Consider the following 17,644-nt stretch of genomic DNA (forward strand, 5'->3'; position numbering starts at 1 on the left):
ATCTCGTAAATTAATCGGGATATAAAAATTTATTATTATTGTTATCTAGAAAAGATAATTTATTAATTGCTTTATCAAAAAAACTACATCTTATCACCAAAAAATATGGTATTCATCAATAACTTATTTGTACCATACCAAAAAGCTCTAAAATTAGTATTATCTGTAAAAATGATTACTCTACCTCTACCAAAACGTTGAGCTTTAAAAGGAACAGTGTTTTTAATTACTTTCGAGTTTTCTTTGGAAATATAACCGCTCAATAAAGGATTAGAAGTGTATTGAATTGGGTTATTGTAACTGTTTTTATCAGCTTTTATAAACATTGTCGAATTTCGAAACAATGCTATCTTATCATTCTTATAGCCAAAGTTGATTGGATGAGAACGATCAATATTTGCCTCAAAAATAGCACCTCCAATATATTGTGCTCCAGATTGTAAAGAACGATTTTCAAAAGTTACTCCTTTTATAGAATCTCTTTTTGGGCTATCAAATTTTAAGCTAATCATTTTATTACTAGATAACCATCTTGCTGTATTTTTATAACCTACAACTACTCCACCATTTTTTACCCAAGTTTTTATTTTCTCTACAGCTCTTTTTTCTAATCCACTACTTGGTATAATAATATGTGTATATTTAGAAATATCAACTCTGTTAAAGTTACGCGTATCTAATCTTGTTATATGCATATCAAAACGTTGGTCAAACAAATGCCAAATTTCTCCAGAATCGTTTCCTGCTACTCCATCTCCAACTATCATAGCAACTTTAGGTTTTGTAATTGCTCTAAAATTATTACTTCCTAAATCAATACCTTCATTTAAACCAGTAGAAACACCTGTTATTTTCACATTACTTTCTTTAGCTACTTTTAGTAAGAACTTATATAAGTCTCCTACATTTAATTTCTGATTTTGAACAGGAATAAAAATAGTTCCATACTCGTAAACTTTACCATCATTTTTAAAGTTTTTCATCGAAACTTTAGCTCTAATTCCTTTTTGCAAAATAGCATTCAGAGCTTTTGGAGTATAATATTCATTCCAAGGCATTAAATAACCATACTTACTTGTAAATGAAACATTACCAACATTTCTTATTATATTGGTTAGTTTTTTGCCTGCTTTAGATATTGATACATTTTCAGCATAATCAACACCAAATGCATGGTTAAAAGTCCAAGCTGAAACATCATAAAACAAACTATCTTTAAAAGTTTTTCTAACATCAAACATAGCTTTTACCAACCTATGATTTTTCTGATTCATAGGTACAATATAACTGTATCCTTTTTTGAAATTCTTACCATTTTGAGTAAAATCAGATTTTACTTCATGCACATTTACATTTTGTCTAAATAAAACCTCTGCTAAATGATGACTTTTAGCCCCATCTTTTTCATCACCAAAAACAATTGCTTTATTTACAACTGTACTTCTTGATGCTGTGTAAAAATCTTGTTGATATTTTAAGATTTTTACGCGCATTTTTCTGGCTGCTTCTAAAGTAGATAAAGCTGCAGTAAATTGATTTCTAATTGTAAAAGGAAAAGTTAAAATTCCATTTACAGTTTCTTGTGCATGTCCTCTAGAACTTCCTTGTTCGAATAAAATACCAATACTTCCATTTATATCTGGAAATGTTGAGCCTTTACCATAATAAAAATCATCAAAACTTTCTTCAGAGTAATATAAAGAACCTATTTTATCTAAAGCTTTTGCATGATAAGTTGCAATTTCTTTAGTTAAATCTTGGTTCATTTGAGGTGTTAACGGATTTGTTCTACTAGGAATTCCTGGTTGAAAAAAGAAACTAGAATTGCTTCCCATTTCATGATGATCTGTTAAAACATTTGGCAACCATTCATGAAAAGTTTTAATTCTAGTTTGGCTTTCTGGTAATTGCACAGGTAGCCAATCTCTATTCATATCAAACTGATAATGGTTGGTTCTTCCTCTGGGCCAAATCTCAGAATATTCCCTATCATTAGGATCTGGATTAATGTTCTTACTTTTATTCGTATTTGCCCAATACGCAAAACGTTGTAGACCATCTGGATTAAGAGAAGGATCAAATAAAATAACTGTATTGTTTAATAAATCATCAATTCCTTCAGCAGCTGCTAAATAATACGCAACAGCCAAAGCTGCATTTGATCCACTTGGCTCATTACCATGAATAGAAAAACCTTGATAAACTACAATTGGATTTTTAGAAACATCAACAGAATTATTATTAGTTGCATCTATATGATTTTTACGAATATTATCTAAATTTTGATGATTTTTAGGAGACGTAATTGTCAATAACAATAATGGTCTGTCTTCAAACGTTTTTCCTCTATTTTCTATAGAAATCCTATCAGATGAAGCTGCTAAAGCTTTCATATATTCCACTAATTTATCATGTGTAATATGCCACTCTCCTACTTCATGACCAATAACAGATTTTGGAGTGGGTATGTTTTTGTTATACGTCATATTTTTTGGTAAATAGTAAGATAAATCTACTTGTTGTGCAGAAATGGAAATTGATACTAAAAGAAATAATAGTAGTACTTTTTTCATTTGAATAGAATTTGGTTACCTTACAAATATATGAATTCAAAAAGTTTATATTTGATACTTTAACACCAGATTTATGTATATTAAAAGAATTTTTCCTGTAAAAACAGTTTTAAAATGGACAAGAAGAGATATTTTTTTGTTTTTATTAATTGGCGCTATTCCTGTTATTCTTTTCGATCTTCTTGGTTTAAAGTGGCTACATGTACCTTGGTTGCCATTAGGCGTTTTAGGTACAGCTATTTCTTTTTTAATCAGTTTTAAAAACAATGCTTCTTATGACAGGTTGTGGGAAGCTCGTAAAATTTGGGGTGGCATTGTAAATACGTCTAGAACTTGGACAATTATGGTTAAAGATTTTATAGATATTCATGATTCTGAAAAAACACCTATAAACGCCAATTTAAAAGAAATTAAAAAAGAATTGGTACACAGACATGTTGCTTGGTTAACAGCTTTACGTTATCAGTTAAGAGCAGATAAACCTTGGGAATCGCATGTAAAAAATCAGAAATCAAATAAAGAATTTAAGAAGCAACATTATTTAGTTTGTGAAGATACAATTGCTATTGAAGAAGCTATAAAGCCTTACATAACAGAAAAAGAATATACAGAAGTTTTTAAGAAAGGAAATAAACCATCACAACTTTTAGGTATTCAATCTAAACGATTAAAAGAGTTGATGAATTCTGGCTTAATTGAAGATTTTAGACATATGGAAATGATGAATGTCTTAAAAGAACTGTATACCTTACAAGGAAAATCTGAACGTATAAAGAACTTCCCTTATCCCAGACAATATGCTACTCTTAATTATATGTTTGTCTGGGTTTTTATCATTTTGTTACCTTTCGGAATTATGGAAGGTTTTGAAAGTATTGGGCAACATATTGTTGAAGATTTAACAACACATCAATCTAAATCAAATTGGAGGCATTTAGCCCAAGAATTTATTGCAAAACATTTCGTTTGGTTTTCGATTCCTTTTAGTGCGTTATTATCTTGGGTATTTCACACAATGGAAGTTATAGGTGAAAACACAGAAAACCCTTTTGAAGGTGGACCAAATGATGTGCCTATTACAGATTTAAGCAGAGGAATAGAAATAGACATCAGACAATTAATAGATGATACAGACATCCCAGAACCTTATGCTTGGAAGAATGATATTGTGATGTAGTTTGGTTTGTCTCTAAACTTAAAAAATATAATTTAGCTAATGACGAATAAAAATCATTAAAACGACGATTATTCGCTTAAGTTGTGGTTTATATTCGCCAATTTACTGGCTGAATTGAAAACTAAAAATTACTGGTAAACTTACAAAAATTGAATTATTAATCTTAAATTTATAAATATGAAACAGAAACAAAAAAGTAAAAATTTTCTAATTCTTGGACTTTTCCTATTTGGGATAACATCATTTTTATGGAATTGTACATTAGAAGATAATCTCAATGAATCAGAAAGTATCGATTTGAGTAATGTAAAAACTGTATCTTTTAAAGATGCTATTGCTCACTTTAACTCTAAAAAAGAAAAAATTAAACAAAAAAGTACTTATTCGAAAAGTACTGAAAATGAACTTGAAGTCATCCCAGATTGGAATACTTTAGAACATAATGAAATTGCATATACTAGTGCACAACTTACTACTGCAAATTCTGAAATAAACAGAAATGGTAAATATTCCAGTCAACTGTATTTTATTAATGTTAATAATCATATAAGAAATGTGATATTTACAATATGGAAAGATGAAGTTGACCAAGAAGGTAATATTATAAACGGTCGTATATACTTTAATGATTTAGAAGGTAAATTTATTGATGGCTATCATATTGAGAAAGGGATATTTACAAAACGTTTTGTTATTAAATCACAAACTCAAAAAGCTAGTTTTTTACCTCTTTTACTATTTCAAAGTGATGTTTTAACTGAAGAAGGAGACTGTTGGAACACGGATACTTTAGGAGATTTTGAAGGAGGTGTTTTAGATGAAGTTGTTGTTACTGCTTCTGGTGGAGGTTCAGGTGGTGGAAGTGGAAGTGGTAGTAGCACTGGTGCTGGTCATAGTAGTAGTTATAATTGGTATTACTCTTCTGGTCCTGAAAGTACAGGTTATGGTGGCTATATAAATGGAGCTACTTCTTATGGTTCTTCTGGTGGTGGAGGTGGTTCTAGTTTGTCATCTGGACAAGTTACTTCTGCAGCTGCTGCAATACTAATGGCTTCTCCAGTTGATCCTGATGAAGAGGGCAAATGTCCTGATGGTTATAAGAAAAATCCTACTACTGGTAAATGTGACCCGTACAGGTGGGAAAATTTATGACACAGCAACTAAAAAATGTAATTGTCCTGAAGGAAAAAAAGAAGATGATAATGGAAACTGTGTAGATGATTGTGATACTTCTAAAGAAGATTTAAAAAAAGTATTTCCAAATATGTCAGACAGTAAAGCTGAAACATTAGCTAAAATCATAAACGATAAAGGTAGAGACTTTGGCATAGATAGTAATGAAGATTTATGGCACTTTCTTGCGCAAGCTGGTCACGAAACTGGTGGTTTCAATAAGTTAAGTGTAACAGAAAGTACTTATTGGACTACAGCTAGTAAATTAGCTAAAACGTATAAAAAATTTACTATGGATTCCATAAAAGCGAAAAATGATAAAAATTTGTATTATGCACCAGATTATTTAAAAAATTCATCTGATGTTGCTAATATTGCAATGTGTTGTAGATATGGAAATGGTAATGTTGCAAGTGGTCATGGTTATAGATATAGAGGTAGAGGAATATTTCAATTAACTTGGAAAGATAATTATAAAGCATTTAAAACTTGGTATAATAACAAATATGACCCTGATATAGATCCCGTTTCAAATCCTGATATTATAGCATCTAATGATACTTTAGCAGTTTTAAGTGGTATGTGGTATTATAAAACTAGAGTAGTCGATAAAATCACTATAAGTTCATCAACTACTGTTAAAGCTGTAACAAAACCTATAAATTCCGCAACAAAGGGACTTTCAGACAGAAAAAAGAAATTTCAAAAAGCAAAAGATTCAATTAACTGTAAATAAAAAAAATATGAAAACTATAAAAATAATTTTAACTTTGTTTATAATAACAATAGCTTTTAGTTGTAAAGCACAACAGATAAGCGAGTATTCTACAAAAATAATAGGAACTTGGATGGAAGAGAATAGTAGTTATAAACTAGTTTTTCTATCCGATGGGATCTGCAAGGAATTTGAAAATTCAGAATTAATAACGACTTATAATTACACTATAAAAAATGAAAGCTGTAAAAACTTTCAGGCATCAAATACCATTTATTTAGAATGGGTAGATAATGAGGATAATAAAAAAACGTGTTTTGAAATTTTAAATATTACTGATGATTCTTTATCACTAATGATTATTGACAGAGCAAAAAACTTATTTTTCAATAAACAATAATACTGATTTATATATTTGATTAACAATCGAAGAGCTAAATATGAAGTTTAGCTCTTTTCTATGTTTTAAATTATAATACTGTTATGATTAAAATAACAAAACCTTATTATCCCTTATATTAATAAAATTGAAATAAAACAACGCAAAGGATTCAATTAATTCTGAATAAAATGAAAAAAATAAAAATAATAATAGTGATAACTTTAGGGCTAACATTAGGCTGTAAAGCTCAAACTCAAGAGGAGAGATTTAACTCATATAATACATTAATAATAGGCACGTGGATAGCTGAAGATGATTCATCAAACAAGGTTATATTTTCATCAGACAACAAAATGAAAGTTTATATTGATAATAATTTAGAGGATACGACTTTTTATGAACTTTCTTTAACTTGTAATTCAAATTCGAATAATTCATATGATGTTTTTTTTAAAAATTAAGATAGATACAACAACCTATAATTGTGATATAATAAATAATATAGTTACTGATTCTACAGGTAAAACTATTCTTTCAATAACTAATCAAAAAGGTCAATTGGGAAAGTTTTTTAAACAATAAAATACAAACCACAACATAGTATATAAAAAATAGCAGTTAAGTGCAGTCTACAAGTTTTGTGATTTTCTGCTATTTTTGTTTTAAAACTGAAAATAGTATCTTTTTCAATCTGCTACTTTCCTTGTACAAAACCGTTAGCTAAAATTAAAAAAAATATTCTAAATTTTTCAAAATTAAGAATCTGCAAAAATCTAATATTGTTTTTATCAATTTTATAAAAATTCAGAAACTCTAAAAACGTTTATGCATTAATGAAATTATTATTCAGATATTTGTAATAGATTTTTTTAGATGATTGATAATACACTTTTAGAAAACTTAAACAACTCACTTTCTGGTGATGTTCTTTTCGATAATTTACACAAAACTTTATATGCTACAGATGCTTCTGTGTATAGAAAAATTCCGTTAGCAGTTGCTTTTCCAAAGGATGAAAAAGACATCAAAACCTTAATTGAGTTTGTGACCTTAAATAACATAACCTTAATACCAAGAACTGCAGGAACATCACTTGCAGGTCAATGTGTGGGAGATGGAATTGTAGTAGATGTTTCTAAACATTTTACATCCATTTTAGCCTTTGATGAGCAAGCAAAAACGATCACTTTACAACCAGGAATTGTTAGAGATTCTTTAAACGTTTTCCTAAAACCATTTGGGTTATTCTTTGGTCCAAACACCTCAACTTCAAACAGATGCATGATTGGTGGAATGGTGGGTAACAATTCATCAGGAAGTACTTCTATAAAATACGGAGTTACAAGAGATAAAGTATTGCAAATTGATGCCATTTTAAGTGATGGAAGCACAGCAGTTTTTAAAGAAATTACTTCGGATGAATTCATCAATAAAACCAAAGAAAATTCTCAAGAAGGTAAAATTTACAAAAGTATTTTTGAAGAATTATCATCAAAAGAGAATCAACAAGAAATCAAAAACGAATTTCCAAAACCAGAAATTCACAGAAGAAATACAGGTTATGCTGTAGATGAGTTTTTAAAATCCGATTTATTTGGAGGAACAGCACCCTCTATAAACGTTGCCAAATTCTTATCTGGAAGCGAAGGGACATTAGCTTTTTCAACTGCAATTACTTTGCAATTAGACGACTTACCTCCTACTGAAAGCATTATGGTTTGTACGCATTTTAAATCTATAAATGAGAGTTTAAAAGCTACAGTAACTGCAATGCAGCACAATTTATACAATTGTGAATTAATGGATAAAACCATTTTAGATTGTACCAAAAACAATCGTGAATTGGCTAAAAATCGTTTTTTCTTAAAAGGAGATCCAGAAGCAGTTTTAATGTTAGAAGTTTCTGCAAATTCTGTTGAAGAAGCAGAAATTTTAGCTGATAATTTAATTGCAGATTTAGAACAAAACAACTTCGGGTATCATCACCCAAAAGTATATGGTACTGATATTAGTAAAGTTCATTATTTGCGAAAAGCAGGTTTAGGCGCTTTAGGAAATATGGTTGGTGATATGAAAGCTGTGGCTTGTATAGAAGATACAGCAGTTGCTTTGGAAGATTTACCAGATTATATTGAGGAGTTTACTAAAATCATGGATAAGTACCAGCAAAATGCTGTCTATTATGCACATGCAGGAGCTGGAGAATTGCATTTACGTCCTATTCTGAATTTAAAAAAGAAAGCTGATGTTGTTCTATTCAGAAAAATTACGACAGAAACTGCTGAATTAGTTAAAAAATACAAAGGTTCTTTTTCTGGCGAACATGGAGATGGAATTGTTCGTGCAGAGTTTATTCCATTGATGATTGGCGAAAACAATTATCAACTATTAAGAAGAATAAAAAAGGCATTTGATCCAAACAACGTTTTTAACCAAGGAAAAATTACAGATGCTTTTCCTATGGATAAAAGTTTGCGTTATGAAATTGATAGGGTTGAACCTGAAATTAAAACGATTCAAGATTTTTCTGACAGCGAAGGAATTTTAAAACTTGCAGAAAAATGTAATGGTTCTGGAGATTGTAGAAAACCTGTTGAAGCTGGTGGAACAATGTGCCCTAGCTACAGAGCAACGAAAAAAGAGAAAGAAACCACAAGAGCAAGAGCAAATACTCTACGTGAAGTTTTAACGAATAATAATGCTGTAAACAAGTTTGATTCGCAAGAATTAAAACAAGTTTTAGACCTCTGTTTAAGTTGTAAAGCTTGTGCTTCTGAATGCCCAAGTAATGTAGATATTGCTACAATGAAAGCCGAGTTCTTATACCAATATCAAGAAACGAATGGCTATTCTTTTCGAAGTAAATTGTTTGCCAATAATGCAAAACTCAACAAATTAGGTAGCCTAACTCCTACTTTAGCCAATTTGGTTTTAAATACAACTATAGCAAAATCTGCTATGGGAGTTGCCATAGAAAGAAGTGTCCCTAAATTGGCAAAAAGAACATTAAATAGTTGGTACAAAAAGCAGAATATCAATAAAAGTCAGAATGTCATTGCGAACAAAGTGAAGCAATCTGACAATCAAAAAAAAGTTTACCTTTTCAACGATGAATTTACCAACTTTTACGATGTAGAAATTGGTAAAGACGCTGTTTATTTATTAAACAAATTAGGTTATGATGCAAAAATCATTAATCATGAAGAAAGTGCGAGAAGCTATATTTCTAAAGGATTTTTAAAAGAAGCGAAACAAGTTTGTGATAAAAACATTACTATTTTTAAAGATATTATTTCTGAAGAAACTCCATTGATTGGCATAGAACCTTCTGCAATTCTGACCTTTAGAGACGAATATATCAGATTAGCAGACGATAAAACATCCGCACAAAAAATAGCAAAAAATACATTTACTTTCGAAGAGTTTTTATCTAAAGAAATTGAAAAAGGAAATGTAAATAAAAGCGCATTTACATCAGAAAAAAAGACATTGAAAATTCACGGTCATTGTCATCAAAAAGCCTTGTCTAGCACCAATGCAAGTTTTCAAATACTAAATCTTCCTAGTAATTATACTGTAACCATTATGAATACTGGTTGTTGTGGAATGGCAGGTTCTTTTGGTTACGAAAAAGAGCATTACAAAGTTTCGATGCAAGTAGGTGAAGATACTTTATTCCCTAAAGTAAGGAATTTTAGTGCTGATACTGAAATTGCAGCAGCAGGAACAAGTTGTCGTCATCAAATTTATGATGGAACAAAACGAATTGCAAAACATCCAATTACTATTTTAAAAGAAGCTTTATTATAATAATTATATTTATTCAAAAATCAATTCAAAATAAAAATGTATATTTAGAATTAAAAATAAAATCATGAAACCAACCATATTTTTAAAGCGTAAAACGTTTATAGGTCTTTTTTTAGTATTTATTGCTATCGGTTTTTCTTCAATGACTACTCTAAAAGCATATGATCCTTCAGGAAATTGGAATTATGAAATAGAAACTGGAGAAGAAACTTTAACAGGATTAATGACCATTAAAAAAGTAAAAAACACTTACGAAGTAAATATTGAATCTGATGTTTACGGAAATTTATCCTTAGAATCTGTAGCGTTTAAAAATAAGGTTTTAACAGCATCTGTTGATGTTCAAGGCGTAGTCACAGATTTTGAAATGGAATTTGATAATGACAAAATGTCTGGAGCAGTTTATTATGATGAAATGGAACTCTCACTTTCTGCAAAAAGAGAATAATGTAAAAATATTATATTAAAAGGGAAGTTTTAGCTTCCCTTTTTTTATTTAATTACGATAATAAACAATTTTATTTCAAAAAAACCAGCATTAATGGCATGAAGAATACTCATAAAATAACAGTAATGTTTTCACTTATTATTGCTGGGGAAGCCATTTTTTTACTTCCGTTTATTTTAATGCGTGTTTTTAAACCTGTAATTAGAGAAGCGTTTGTAATTTCTGATGCACAAATTGGAGAAGCACAAGCTTTATATGGAATTACAGCTGTGCTTTCCTATTTTTTTGGTGGATTTATTGCTGATAAATATGAGCCTAGAAAATTATTATCTCTTTCATTAGTTTTAACAGGTTTAGGTGGTTTTTGGATGGTTTTTAAACCTTCTATTACAGGTTTAAAAATATTATATGCTTTTTGGGGAATTTCCACAATTCTATTCTTTTGGGCATCCTTAATAAAAGCGACCAGACAATGGGGAAATGAACACAATCAAGGATTATCTTTTGGTTTATTAGATGGAGGAAGAGGCTTTTTTGCAGCTACAATTGCGTTATCTGGTGCAGGAATTCTCACTTTTTTCTTTCCTGAAAAAGGAAGTGAAATCACTTTTGAACATAAAGTAGCAACCTTACAATATATTATTGGTGCATTAACTATTATTGTCTTTTTGGTAGCTTTTTTAGTTTGGAATACTTTAGGAAATACTACTCAAGAAAAGCAAACCAATGAATTTCCTTTCGATTTTAAAAAAGCATTTTCATTGATGAAACAGAAAAAAGTGATTTTTCATTCCTTGATTATTTTCTGTGCATATTGTGCTTATAAATTAACAGGAGTTTATGGCACTTATGCCAAAGATGTTTGGAATTATTCTCTAGAAGAAGCTACCTATTTTGCAGTTTTTATTCAATATTTGAGACCAATTTCTGCAATTCTAATTGGCTGGATTGCTGATAAATATCTGCCATCAAAAATGCTAATTCCCTCGTTTTCAGTTTTAATAATTACTTCTGCTTTACTTGGTTTAGGTTTTTCTGAAAATCATTTCATGTATACTTCGTTTGCAACCTTTATTGGTATTGCCTTTGCAACCTATTCTTTAAGAGGATTGTATTTTGCAATTATCGAGGAAACAAAAACTCCTATAGAGTTTACAGGAACTTTAGTTGGAATTATATCAATTGTAGGTTTTACACCAGATGTATTTATGTCGTTATTTAATGGTTATATGTTGGGAGAAAATCCTACAATTGTAGAGTATCAAAATTTATTTAGCACATTTATAATAATCCCTATTGTAGGTTTAATTGCTGCTTTAGGGTTTCGAAAATCAATTAAAAATGAGTAAAAAAAGAACTATGTTGTAGCAGAAAATCGCTATAAAAAATTAAATATTGAAGAACAGCAAATAGTGGTTTATTACTACCAGAACTTTCTTTAGGTTATGGCAGAACTTTGGCGAAAATGATAGTTTTAAAAATGCAAGAAACTTATTAAAATGTGCTTTTGATAATAGAATTACACATTTTGATTTGGCTAATAATTATAGACCTCCTAATGGATCTGCTGAAATGACTTTTGGTAAAATTAAAGATTTAGACGGAATCACTGAAAGTAGAACCCAGAATTTAGCACAAATGGCAATTTCTTGGATTTTAAAAGATGATAGAATTACCTCTGTATTAATTGGAGTTAGTAAAACAAGTCAGATTTTAGATAGTGTTAAAGCGATTAAAAACACTGTTTTTTCTGAAGAAAAGTTGAATAATATTAATCTTATTCTAAATTAGATTTAAAACAAATAGAGAAATTTTAAATTTCTTTAAGAATATTAATTAATAAAATTGTTAATTTAGTTTAATTAATAACTAAAAAAATTAAACAAAATGAAAATAACTCAAATTATTATCAAGTATTCTATCATTATCACATTATTAATTGGAGGTTTTTTTCTCTTATCTAAATTATTAGGAGTTCATGACAATCCATATTTAAGATTTTTAAATCTAATTTTTGTTGTAGTTGGAATAAGACAAGCAATTAAAACTAATATTGAATTTAATCACGATACAAACTATATTGCAAATCTAGGTATTGGGTTACAAACTGGTGCTGCAGCTGTTATTTTTTCAATTATTGGTGTAATTGGTTATATAGAATTTATAAATCCAGAATTCCTTTTAACCATGAATAAATCTTTTCTTATAGGTGGAAATTTATCTCTGGCAGAAGTATTTATAACCTTACTAATAGAAGGGATGGCATCTTCTTTTATAGGTTCATTTATTGTAATGCAATTTTATAAAAATCATGATAAAGTATTAGCTTCTCTATAAGACTTAATAATTAAAAAGCCTCTTTCTTATGAAAAAGGCTTTTTGATTTTATATGAATAACATTTATAAATATTACTTCAAACTGGCCAAACTACTTTTAATAGTCTCTATTTTAGCAAGTGTATCGCTTTCTTTTTTACGCTCTAAAGTAATTACCTGTTCTGGTGCATTACTTACAAAACGCTCATTAGATAATTTCTTTTGAATTCCGAATAAGAAACCTTCCGCTCTTTTTAATTCTGCATTTAGTTTTTTGGTTTCAGCTTCTACATCTATATTTTCTGCTGAAATTGGCACAAAATATTCATTTGATTTTACTCTAAATGATACTCCATCAACTTTTTCAGAAACATAGTTGATTACTGATGTATTTGTTAGTTTTTGAATAACAGCATCAAATTCTTTCGAATTCTTTTCATTATCAACTACAAACAATTCTACAGCATCTTTAAAAGAAATATTCTTTTCTTTTCTTATGGTTCTAATACCAGAAACAACTCCTGTTGCAAATTCAAAATCAACAATAATATCTGAATTAAATGCTTTTTGTGTTGGATATTTAGCAATAATTAACGCTTCGTCAGTAGTTCTTTCTGTGATAAATTGCCAAATTTCTTCCGTTAAAAACGGCATAAAAGGATGCAATACCTTTAAGTTATTTTCTAACACTTCAATAACAGCATCAAACGTTTTTCTATCTATAGGTTGCTGATAACCAGGTTTTACAATCTCTAATAACCAAGATGAAAAATCATCCATAATTAATTTATAAATTGCCATCAAAGCATCACTTAAACGATATTTAGAGAAATAGTCGTCTATTTCTGCTAACGTTTTTTGGAATTTTGCTTCATACCATTCTAAACCAATTTTTGCGGTTTCTGATTGTGGTAAATTTGCATCAACTTCCCAGCCTTTTATCAATCTAAAGGCATTCCAAATTTTGTTTGCAAATGCTTTTCCTTGCTGACATAAATCTTCATCGAACATTAAATCGTTTCCAGCAGCAGAACTTAATAATAAACCAACTCTAATTCCATCTGCTCCATAATCGTCTATCAATTTTAAAGCATCAGGAGAGTTTCCAAGTTGTTTAGACATTTTTCGTCTTTGTTTATCTCTAACTAAACCAGTTAAATAAACATTCTGAAAAGGTTTTTCATCTTTATATTCATAACCAGCAATAATCATTCTTGCTACCCAAAAAAATAAAATATCTGGTCCAGTAACTAAATCGTTTGTTGGATAATAATAGTTAATTTCTTCGTTTTCAGGATTTCTGATGCCATCAAAAACGGACATTGGCCAAAGCCAAGAAGAAAACCAAGTATCTAGTGCATCTTCGTCTTGACGTAAATCTTCTATTTTAAGAGATTTCTCCATTTCAGTCGAAATGACAGCTAATTTCTTTTTTGCTAATTCAAATGCTTTTTCCTTGATCTCTGCTACAACAAAATCTTCTTTTCCATCTCCATAGAAATACGCAGGAATTTGTTGTCCCCACCACAATTGACGAGAAATATTCCAATCACGTACATTTTCCATCCAATGTCTGTAAGTATTTTCGAACTTTTTTGGATATAAATTTACTTCAGCATTTTCACCCAAAACAGCATCAATAGCAGGTTGAGCTAAATCTTTCATTTTTAAAAACCATTGATCAGATAATCTTGGCTCTATAACTGCTTTTGTTCTTTCTGATGTACCTACTTTATTGGTGTGAACTTCAGTTTTTACTAAAATTCCTTTTTCTTCCAATTCTTTAGCGATTGCTGCACGAACTACAAATCTGTCTTTGCCTTGATAATGCAATCCAAAAGAGTTCAAAGAAGCATCATCATTAAAAATATCGATAACTTCTAAATTGTGCTTGTCTCCTAAATTTTTGTCATTTTCATCGTGAGCAGGGGTTACTTTTAAACAACCTGTCCCAAATTCTAAATCAACATATTCATCCTCAATAATAGGAATAATTCTTCCACAAAGTGGCACAATTGCTTTCTTTCCTTTTAAGTGTTTAAAACGTTCATCATTTGGGTTGATACATATAGCAGTATCTCCAAAAATAGTTTCTGGTCTTGTTGTTGCAATCGTTAATGTTTCTTTTGAACTTTCAATTTTATATTCTAAATAATACAAGTTTCCTTGTCTTTCTTCATGAATTACTTCTTCATCAGAAAGTGTGGTTTTTGCTTCAGGATCCCAATTTACCATTCTATAACCTCTATAAATTAAACCTTTGTTATATAAATCAACAAAAACTTTAATTACAGATTCAGACATTTCTGGATCCATTGTAAACTTTGTTCTTTCCCAATCGCAAGAAGCACCTAGCTTTTTTAATTGTTCTAAAATTTTTCCTCCATATTCGTTTTTCCAGTCAAAGGCGTGTTGCAGAAATTCTTCACGAGTTAAATCGCTTTTTTTGATGCCTTGCTCCTTTAATTTCGCAACAACTTTTGCTTCAGTTGCAATTGATGCGTGATCTGTTCCTGGAACCCAACATGCATTTTTACCTAATAATCGTGCACGACGAATTAATACATCTTGAATAGTATTATTCAGCATATGCCCCATATGCAAAACTCCTGTAACATTTGGTGGAGGAATTACAATTGTATAAGGCTCTCTTTCATCTGGTGTTGAATGAAAATAGTTGTTTTTTATCCAGTAGTCATACCATTTATCTTCTACCTTACTTGCATCATATTTTGATGGAATTGCCATACTTTGGAATAATTTTTGAATATAGTTTACAAAAATACAATTCTCTTTATTCTAGAGAAAATTAGAGGTTGATTATTTTATCATTTTAAAATCGTAAATTTGATTTATGCAAAAAGCTATTTTTTTTATTTTGTTCCTATTTTTTTCACTTGGAATTTCTGCACAGGAGTTTAAGTTTGAGAAAGAGACGATTAATTATGGAAAAATTAAGAAAGGTGATGATGGAAAACGTGTATTTTCCTTTACAAATATTGGAAAAGCACCATTAATTATTAAAGAAATTAAAACTTCTTGTGATTGTGCAATCCCAAAAAAACCAGAAAAACCTATAATGCCAAACGAAAAAGCAACAATTACTGTAGCATATGACACATCAAAAACTGGTGGTTTTTCTAAAGAAATAATTATTTTTTCTAACGCAAAAAATAAAATTAAAAGAATAAAAGTTAAAGGGTACATTAGTAAATAAAGTGATTATGAAATCGTTTTTAATAGGATTATTGTTATGTGGATTTAGTTTATCTACAGCTGCACAAGAATTTAAGTTTGAAAAAGAAACCATTAATTATGGGAAAATTTCTAAAAATTCTGATGGAGAAAAAACATTTGTATTTACAAACATTGGTAATAAACCTTTAGTCATAAGAAACATAAAGTCTTCATGTGGTTGTACTATTCCTAAAAAACCAGAAAAACCAATTATGCCTGGAGAAAAAGGGGAGATAAAAGTTATTTACGATACTAACAGAATTGGTGGTTTTTCAAAAACAATCACAATTTTCTCGAATGCAAAAAGTCCGAGGAAAATTATTAAAATAAAAGGAAATGTTTACAATGGCATAATTTTAGAGAAAGAAAAAAATATGCTTTCTAATTCTAGTAAGTAACTAAATTCTCTTTTCTAATCGAAATTGAAATTTCATTTTAACTCCATTTCTTTCTACAGTAATTCTAATTTTTCTGCCTGATTTTTCTTGAAATTTTTGAATAATCTTTCCTAGTGTATAATCATAAGAAGGCACACCATTTAGCTTTAAAATGATATCATCTTTTAAAATACCTGCTTTTTCTGCTGGAGAATTTTTTAAAACACTTTTCACTTTAAAAGAAGGCTTAAATTTATATGAAAATCTACTAATAAAACTTACTGTATTATTATCCTGTACTTTATTATTATACCCATCTGTAAAACTTTTTTTCTCTTCTTCTCTGACCAATTGCTTACCATTATATACTATAACAAGACCACTCATATTGTAGTTAAAGCGTTTTGTTAAAGAACTCTGTTTTTTTAGTGTCATTCTTTTGTTTGGATAGTCAAACCATACAATAAATCGTTTTAAAATTCCTCCTCCTATACTTCCATTTCTAGTTTTGAAATTTCTTGCATTACGAGTTGAAATAGAATCTAAAAAAGAAACAGTAGGTTGTTTTACTTCAAAAGATTTTAGCTTTAACATAGGTATTCTACTTCTATTACCATAAATAGAGCCACTTAACCCTTCCCCCAATATATCTCTAAAAAAAAGATTAGGAGTAATGATTTCTTTTTTTGTGTGTTCAAATAACCAAATAGCATCACTGCCTCCTGAATCTACTAAAAGCGTAACATCTGTTAATTTGTTGGAAATAGTATCTAATTGGACTTTAGTTTTAATATATGGTTTTTTTCTATAAAATTGAATGGGAAATACTTCACATTTTTTACACTTACTGTACTTAAAATTTTTAGCTTTATAAAAATCAATGTATTTATATTTATAATTAATTTTTACTACAAAGTTTTTTAAAATATTATATCCAATTATCCCATGTATAGTTGTACCCATTTTACCAGATAAATCAAAATAGTCCTTTAAGATTACATAAATAGTCTCGTTATAATTTTCTATACTTTTTATATTAACTTTATTATTTTTAGATAATAATGCATCAACAGCTTCACCATTTCCTAAACCTTGTAGTTTAACAGTTTTTACATTATTTAATCCTATACTATCATTTTGTGAAATATTAAATAATATTGTTTTACTTACTCCTGAATCTAAAATAAAAGAAAGTTTTTTTTCATTAATAACTAAAGGAATAACAATTAAATTATTTATTAACTTGAACTTAACTCGCTCTTTTTTACTTTTATTATTTAAAATATGATATCCATTTTGTGCTTTTAAAGGTGTAAAAGCAATAGCAAAAAATATTACAAGAAAAATATTTTTTTTCAAAAAAATTGAATTTTGTGAATCACTATTAAATGTACAAATAATCATTTTTATATTTTAGTTTTTAGTAAATTTTTAAC

General features: G+C 29.1%; 15 protein-coding genes. 12 read left to right on the forward strand and 3 right to left on the reverse strand.

The annotated features are described in order from the left end of the window. Window positions 1-83: 83 nt before the first annotated feature. Window positions 84-2,573 (reverse strand): M14 family zinc carboxypeptidase, encoded by a 2,490-nt coding sequence (locus BTO18_RS06420; protein ID WP_211295581.1) that lies wholly within the window; start codon window positions 2,571-2,573, stop codon window positions 84-86. Window positions 2,574-2,646: 73 nt separating this feature from the next. Here BTO18_RS06420 and BTO18_RS06425 point away from each other — a divergent pair, with 73 nt between their 5' ends. From BTO18_RS06425 to BTO18_RS06470, 10 genes are all read left to right on the forward strand, one after another. After that, window positions 2,647-3,750: a bestrophin family protein gene (locus BTO18_RS06425; RefSeq protein WP_105015438.1), complete on the forward strand. Its 1,104-nt coding sequence runs from the start codon at window positions 2,647-2,649 to the stop codon at window positions 3,748-3,750. A gap of 177 nt (window positions 3,751-3,927) precedes the next feature. After that, a complete protein-coding gene (locus tag BTO18_RS06430; protein WP_105015439.1) occupies window positions 3,928-4,902 on the forward strand; it encodes a hypothetical protein in 975 nt (324 codons plus the stop codon). Then, a complete protein-coding gene (locus BTO18_RS06435; protein WP_105015440.1) occupies window positions 4,874-5,659 on the forward strand; it encodes a glycoside hydrolase family 19 protein in 786 nt (261 codons plus the stop codon). Before BTO18_RS06430 ends, BTO18_RS06435 begins: the two co-directional genes overlap by 29 nt. 7 nt (window positions 5,660-5,666) lie before the next feature. Then, the gene (locus BTO18_RS06440) at window positions 5,667-6,038 is read left to right on the forward strand and encodes a hypothetical protein (protein ID WP_105015441.1); all 372 of its coding nucleotides are present in this window, start codon (window positions 5,667-5,669) and stop codon (window positions 6,036-6,038) included. Window positions 6,039-6,208: 170 nt separating this feature from the next. Next, window positions 6,209-6,481: a hypothetical protein gene (locus BTO18_RS06445; RefSeq protein ID WP_105015442.1), complete on the forward strand. Its 273-nt coding sequence runs from the start codon at window positions 6,209-6,211 to the stop codon at window positions 6,479-6,481. A 412-nt stretch (window positions 6,482-6,893) separates the two neighbouring features. Continuing rightward, window positions 6,894-9,830 (forward strand): FAD-binding and (Fe-S)-binding domain-containing protein, encoded by a 2,937-nt coding sequence (locus BTO18_RS06450; RefSeq protein ID WP_105015443.1) that lies wholly within the window; start codon window positions 6,894-6,896, stop codon window positions 9,828-9,830. A gap of 64 nt (window positions 9,831-9,894) precedes the next feature. Continuing rightward, on the forward strand, window positions 9,895-10,278 hold the full coding sequence (locus BTO18_RS06455) for a hypothetical protein (protein WP_105015444.1): 384 nt from the start codon (window positions 9,895-9,897) through the stop codon (window positions 10,276-10,278). Between the two features lie 98 nt (window positions 10,279-10,376). Next, entirely contained in the window at window positions 10,377-11,627 is a 1,251-nt protein-coding gene (locus BTO18_RS06460; RefSeq protein WP_105015445.1) for an MFS transporter, read from the forward strand. A gap of 184 nt (window positions 11,628-11,811) precedes the next feature. After that, window positions 11,812-12,069, forward strand: a complete 258-nt coding sequence (locus BTO18_RS18165) for an aldo/keto reductase (protein ID WP_317197608.1) — start codon at window positions 11,812-11,814, stop codon at window positions 12,067-12,069. 96 nt (window positions 12,070-12,165) lie between these two features. Beyond that, a complete protein-coding gene (locus BTO18_RS06470; RefSeq protein WP_105015446.1) occupies window positions 12,166-12,615 on the forward strand; it encodes a hypothetical protein in 450 nt (149 codons plus the stop codon). A gap of 72 nt (window positions 12,616-12,687) precedes the next feature. Here BTO18_RS06470 and BTO18_RS06475 read toward each other — a convergent pair whose 3' ends face one another. Further along, entirely contained in the window at window positions 12,688-15,342 is a 2,655-nt protein-coding gene (locus tag BTO18_RS06475; RefSeq protein WP_105015447.1) for a valine--tRNA ligase, read from the reverse strand. 106 nt (window positions 15,343-15,448) lie between these two features. Between BTO18_RS06475 and BTO18_RS06480 the strand changes: the two genes are divergently transcribed. Both BTO18_RS06480 and BTO18_RS06485 read left to right on the forward strand, forming a co-directional pair. After that, a complete protein-coding gene (locus BTO18_RS06480; RefSeq protein ID WP_105015448.1) occupies window positions 15,449-15,811 on the forward strand; it encodes a DUF1573 domain-containing protein in 363 nt (120 codons plus the stop codon). Between the two features lie 7 nt (window positions 15,812-15,818). Then, window positions 15,819-16,229: a DUF1573 domain-containing protein gene (locus BTO18_RS06485; RefSeq protein WP_105015449.1), complete on the forward strand. Its 411-nt coding sequence runs from the start codon at window positions 15,819-15,821 to the stop codon at window positions 16,227-16,229. Here BTO18_RS06485 and BTO18_RS06490 read toward each other — a convergent pair whose 3' ends face one another. Beyond that, on the reverse strand, window positions 16,230-17,567 hold the full coding sequence (locus BTO18_RS06490; protein WP_226789128.1) for a retropepsin-like aspartic protease: 1,338 nt from the start codon (window positions 17,565-17,567) through the stop codon (window positions 16,230-16,232). It abuts the gene before it with no gap. Between the last annotated feature and the right edge of the window lie 77 nt (window positions 17,568-17,644).

Origin of the sequence: Polaribacter porphyrae (genome assembly GCF_002954685.1) — a bacterium.
Taxonomy (GTDB): domain Bacteria; phylum Bacteroidota; class Bacteroidia; order Flavobacteriales; family Flavobacteriaceae; genus Polaribacter; species Polaribacter porphyrae.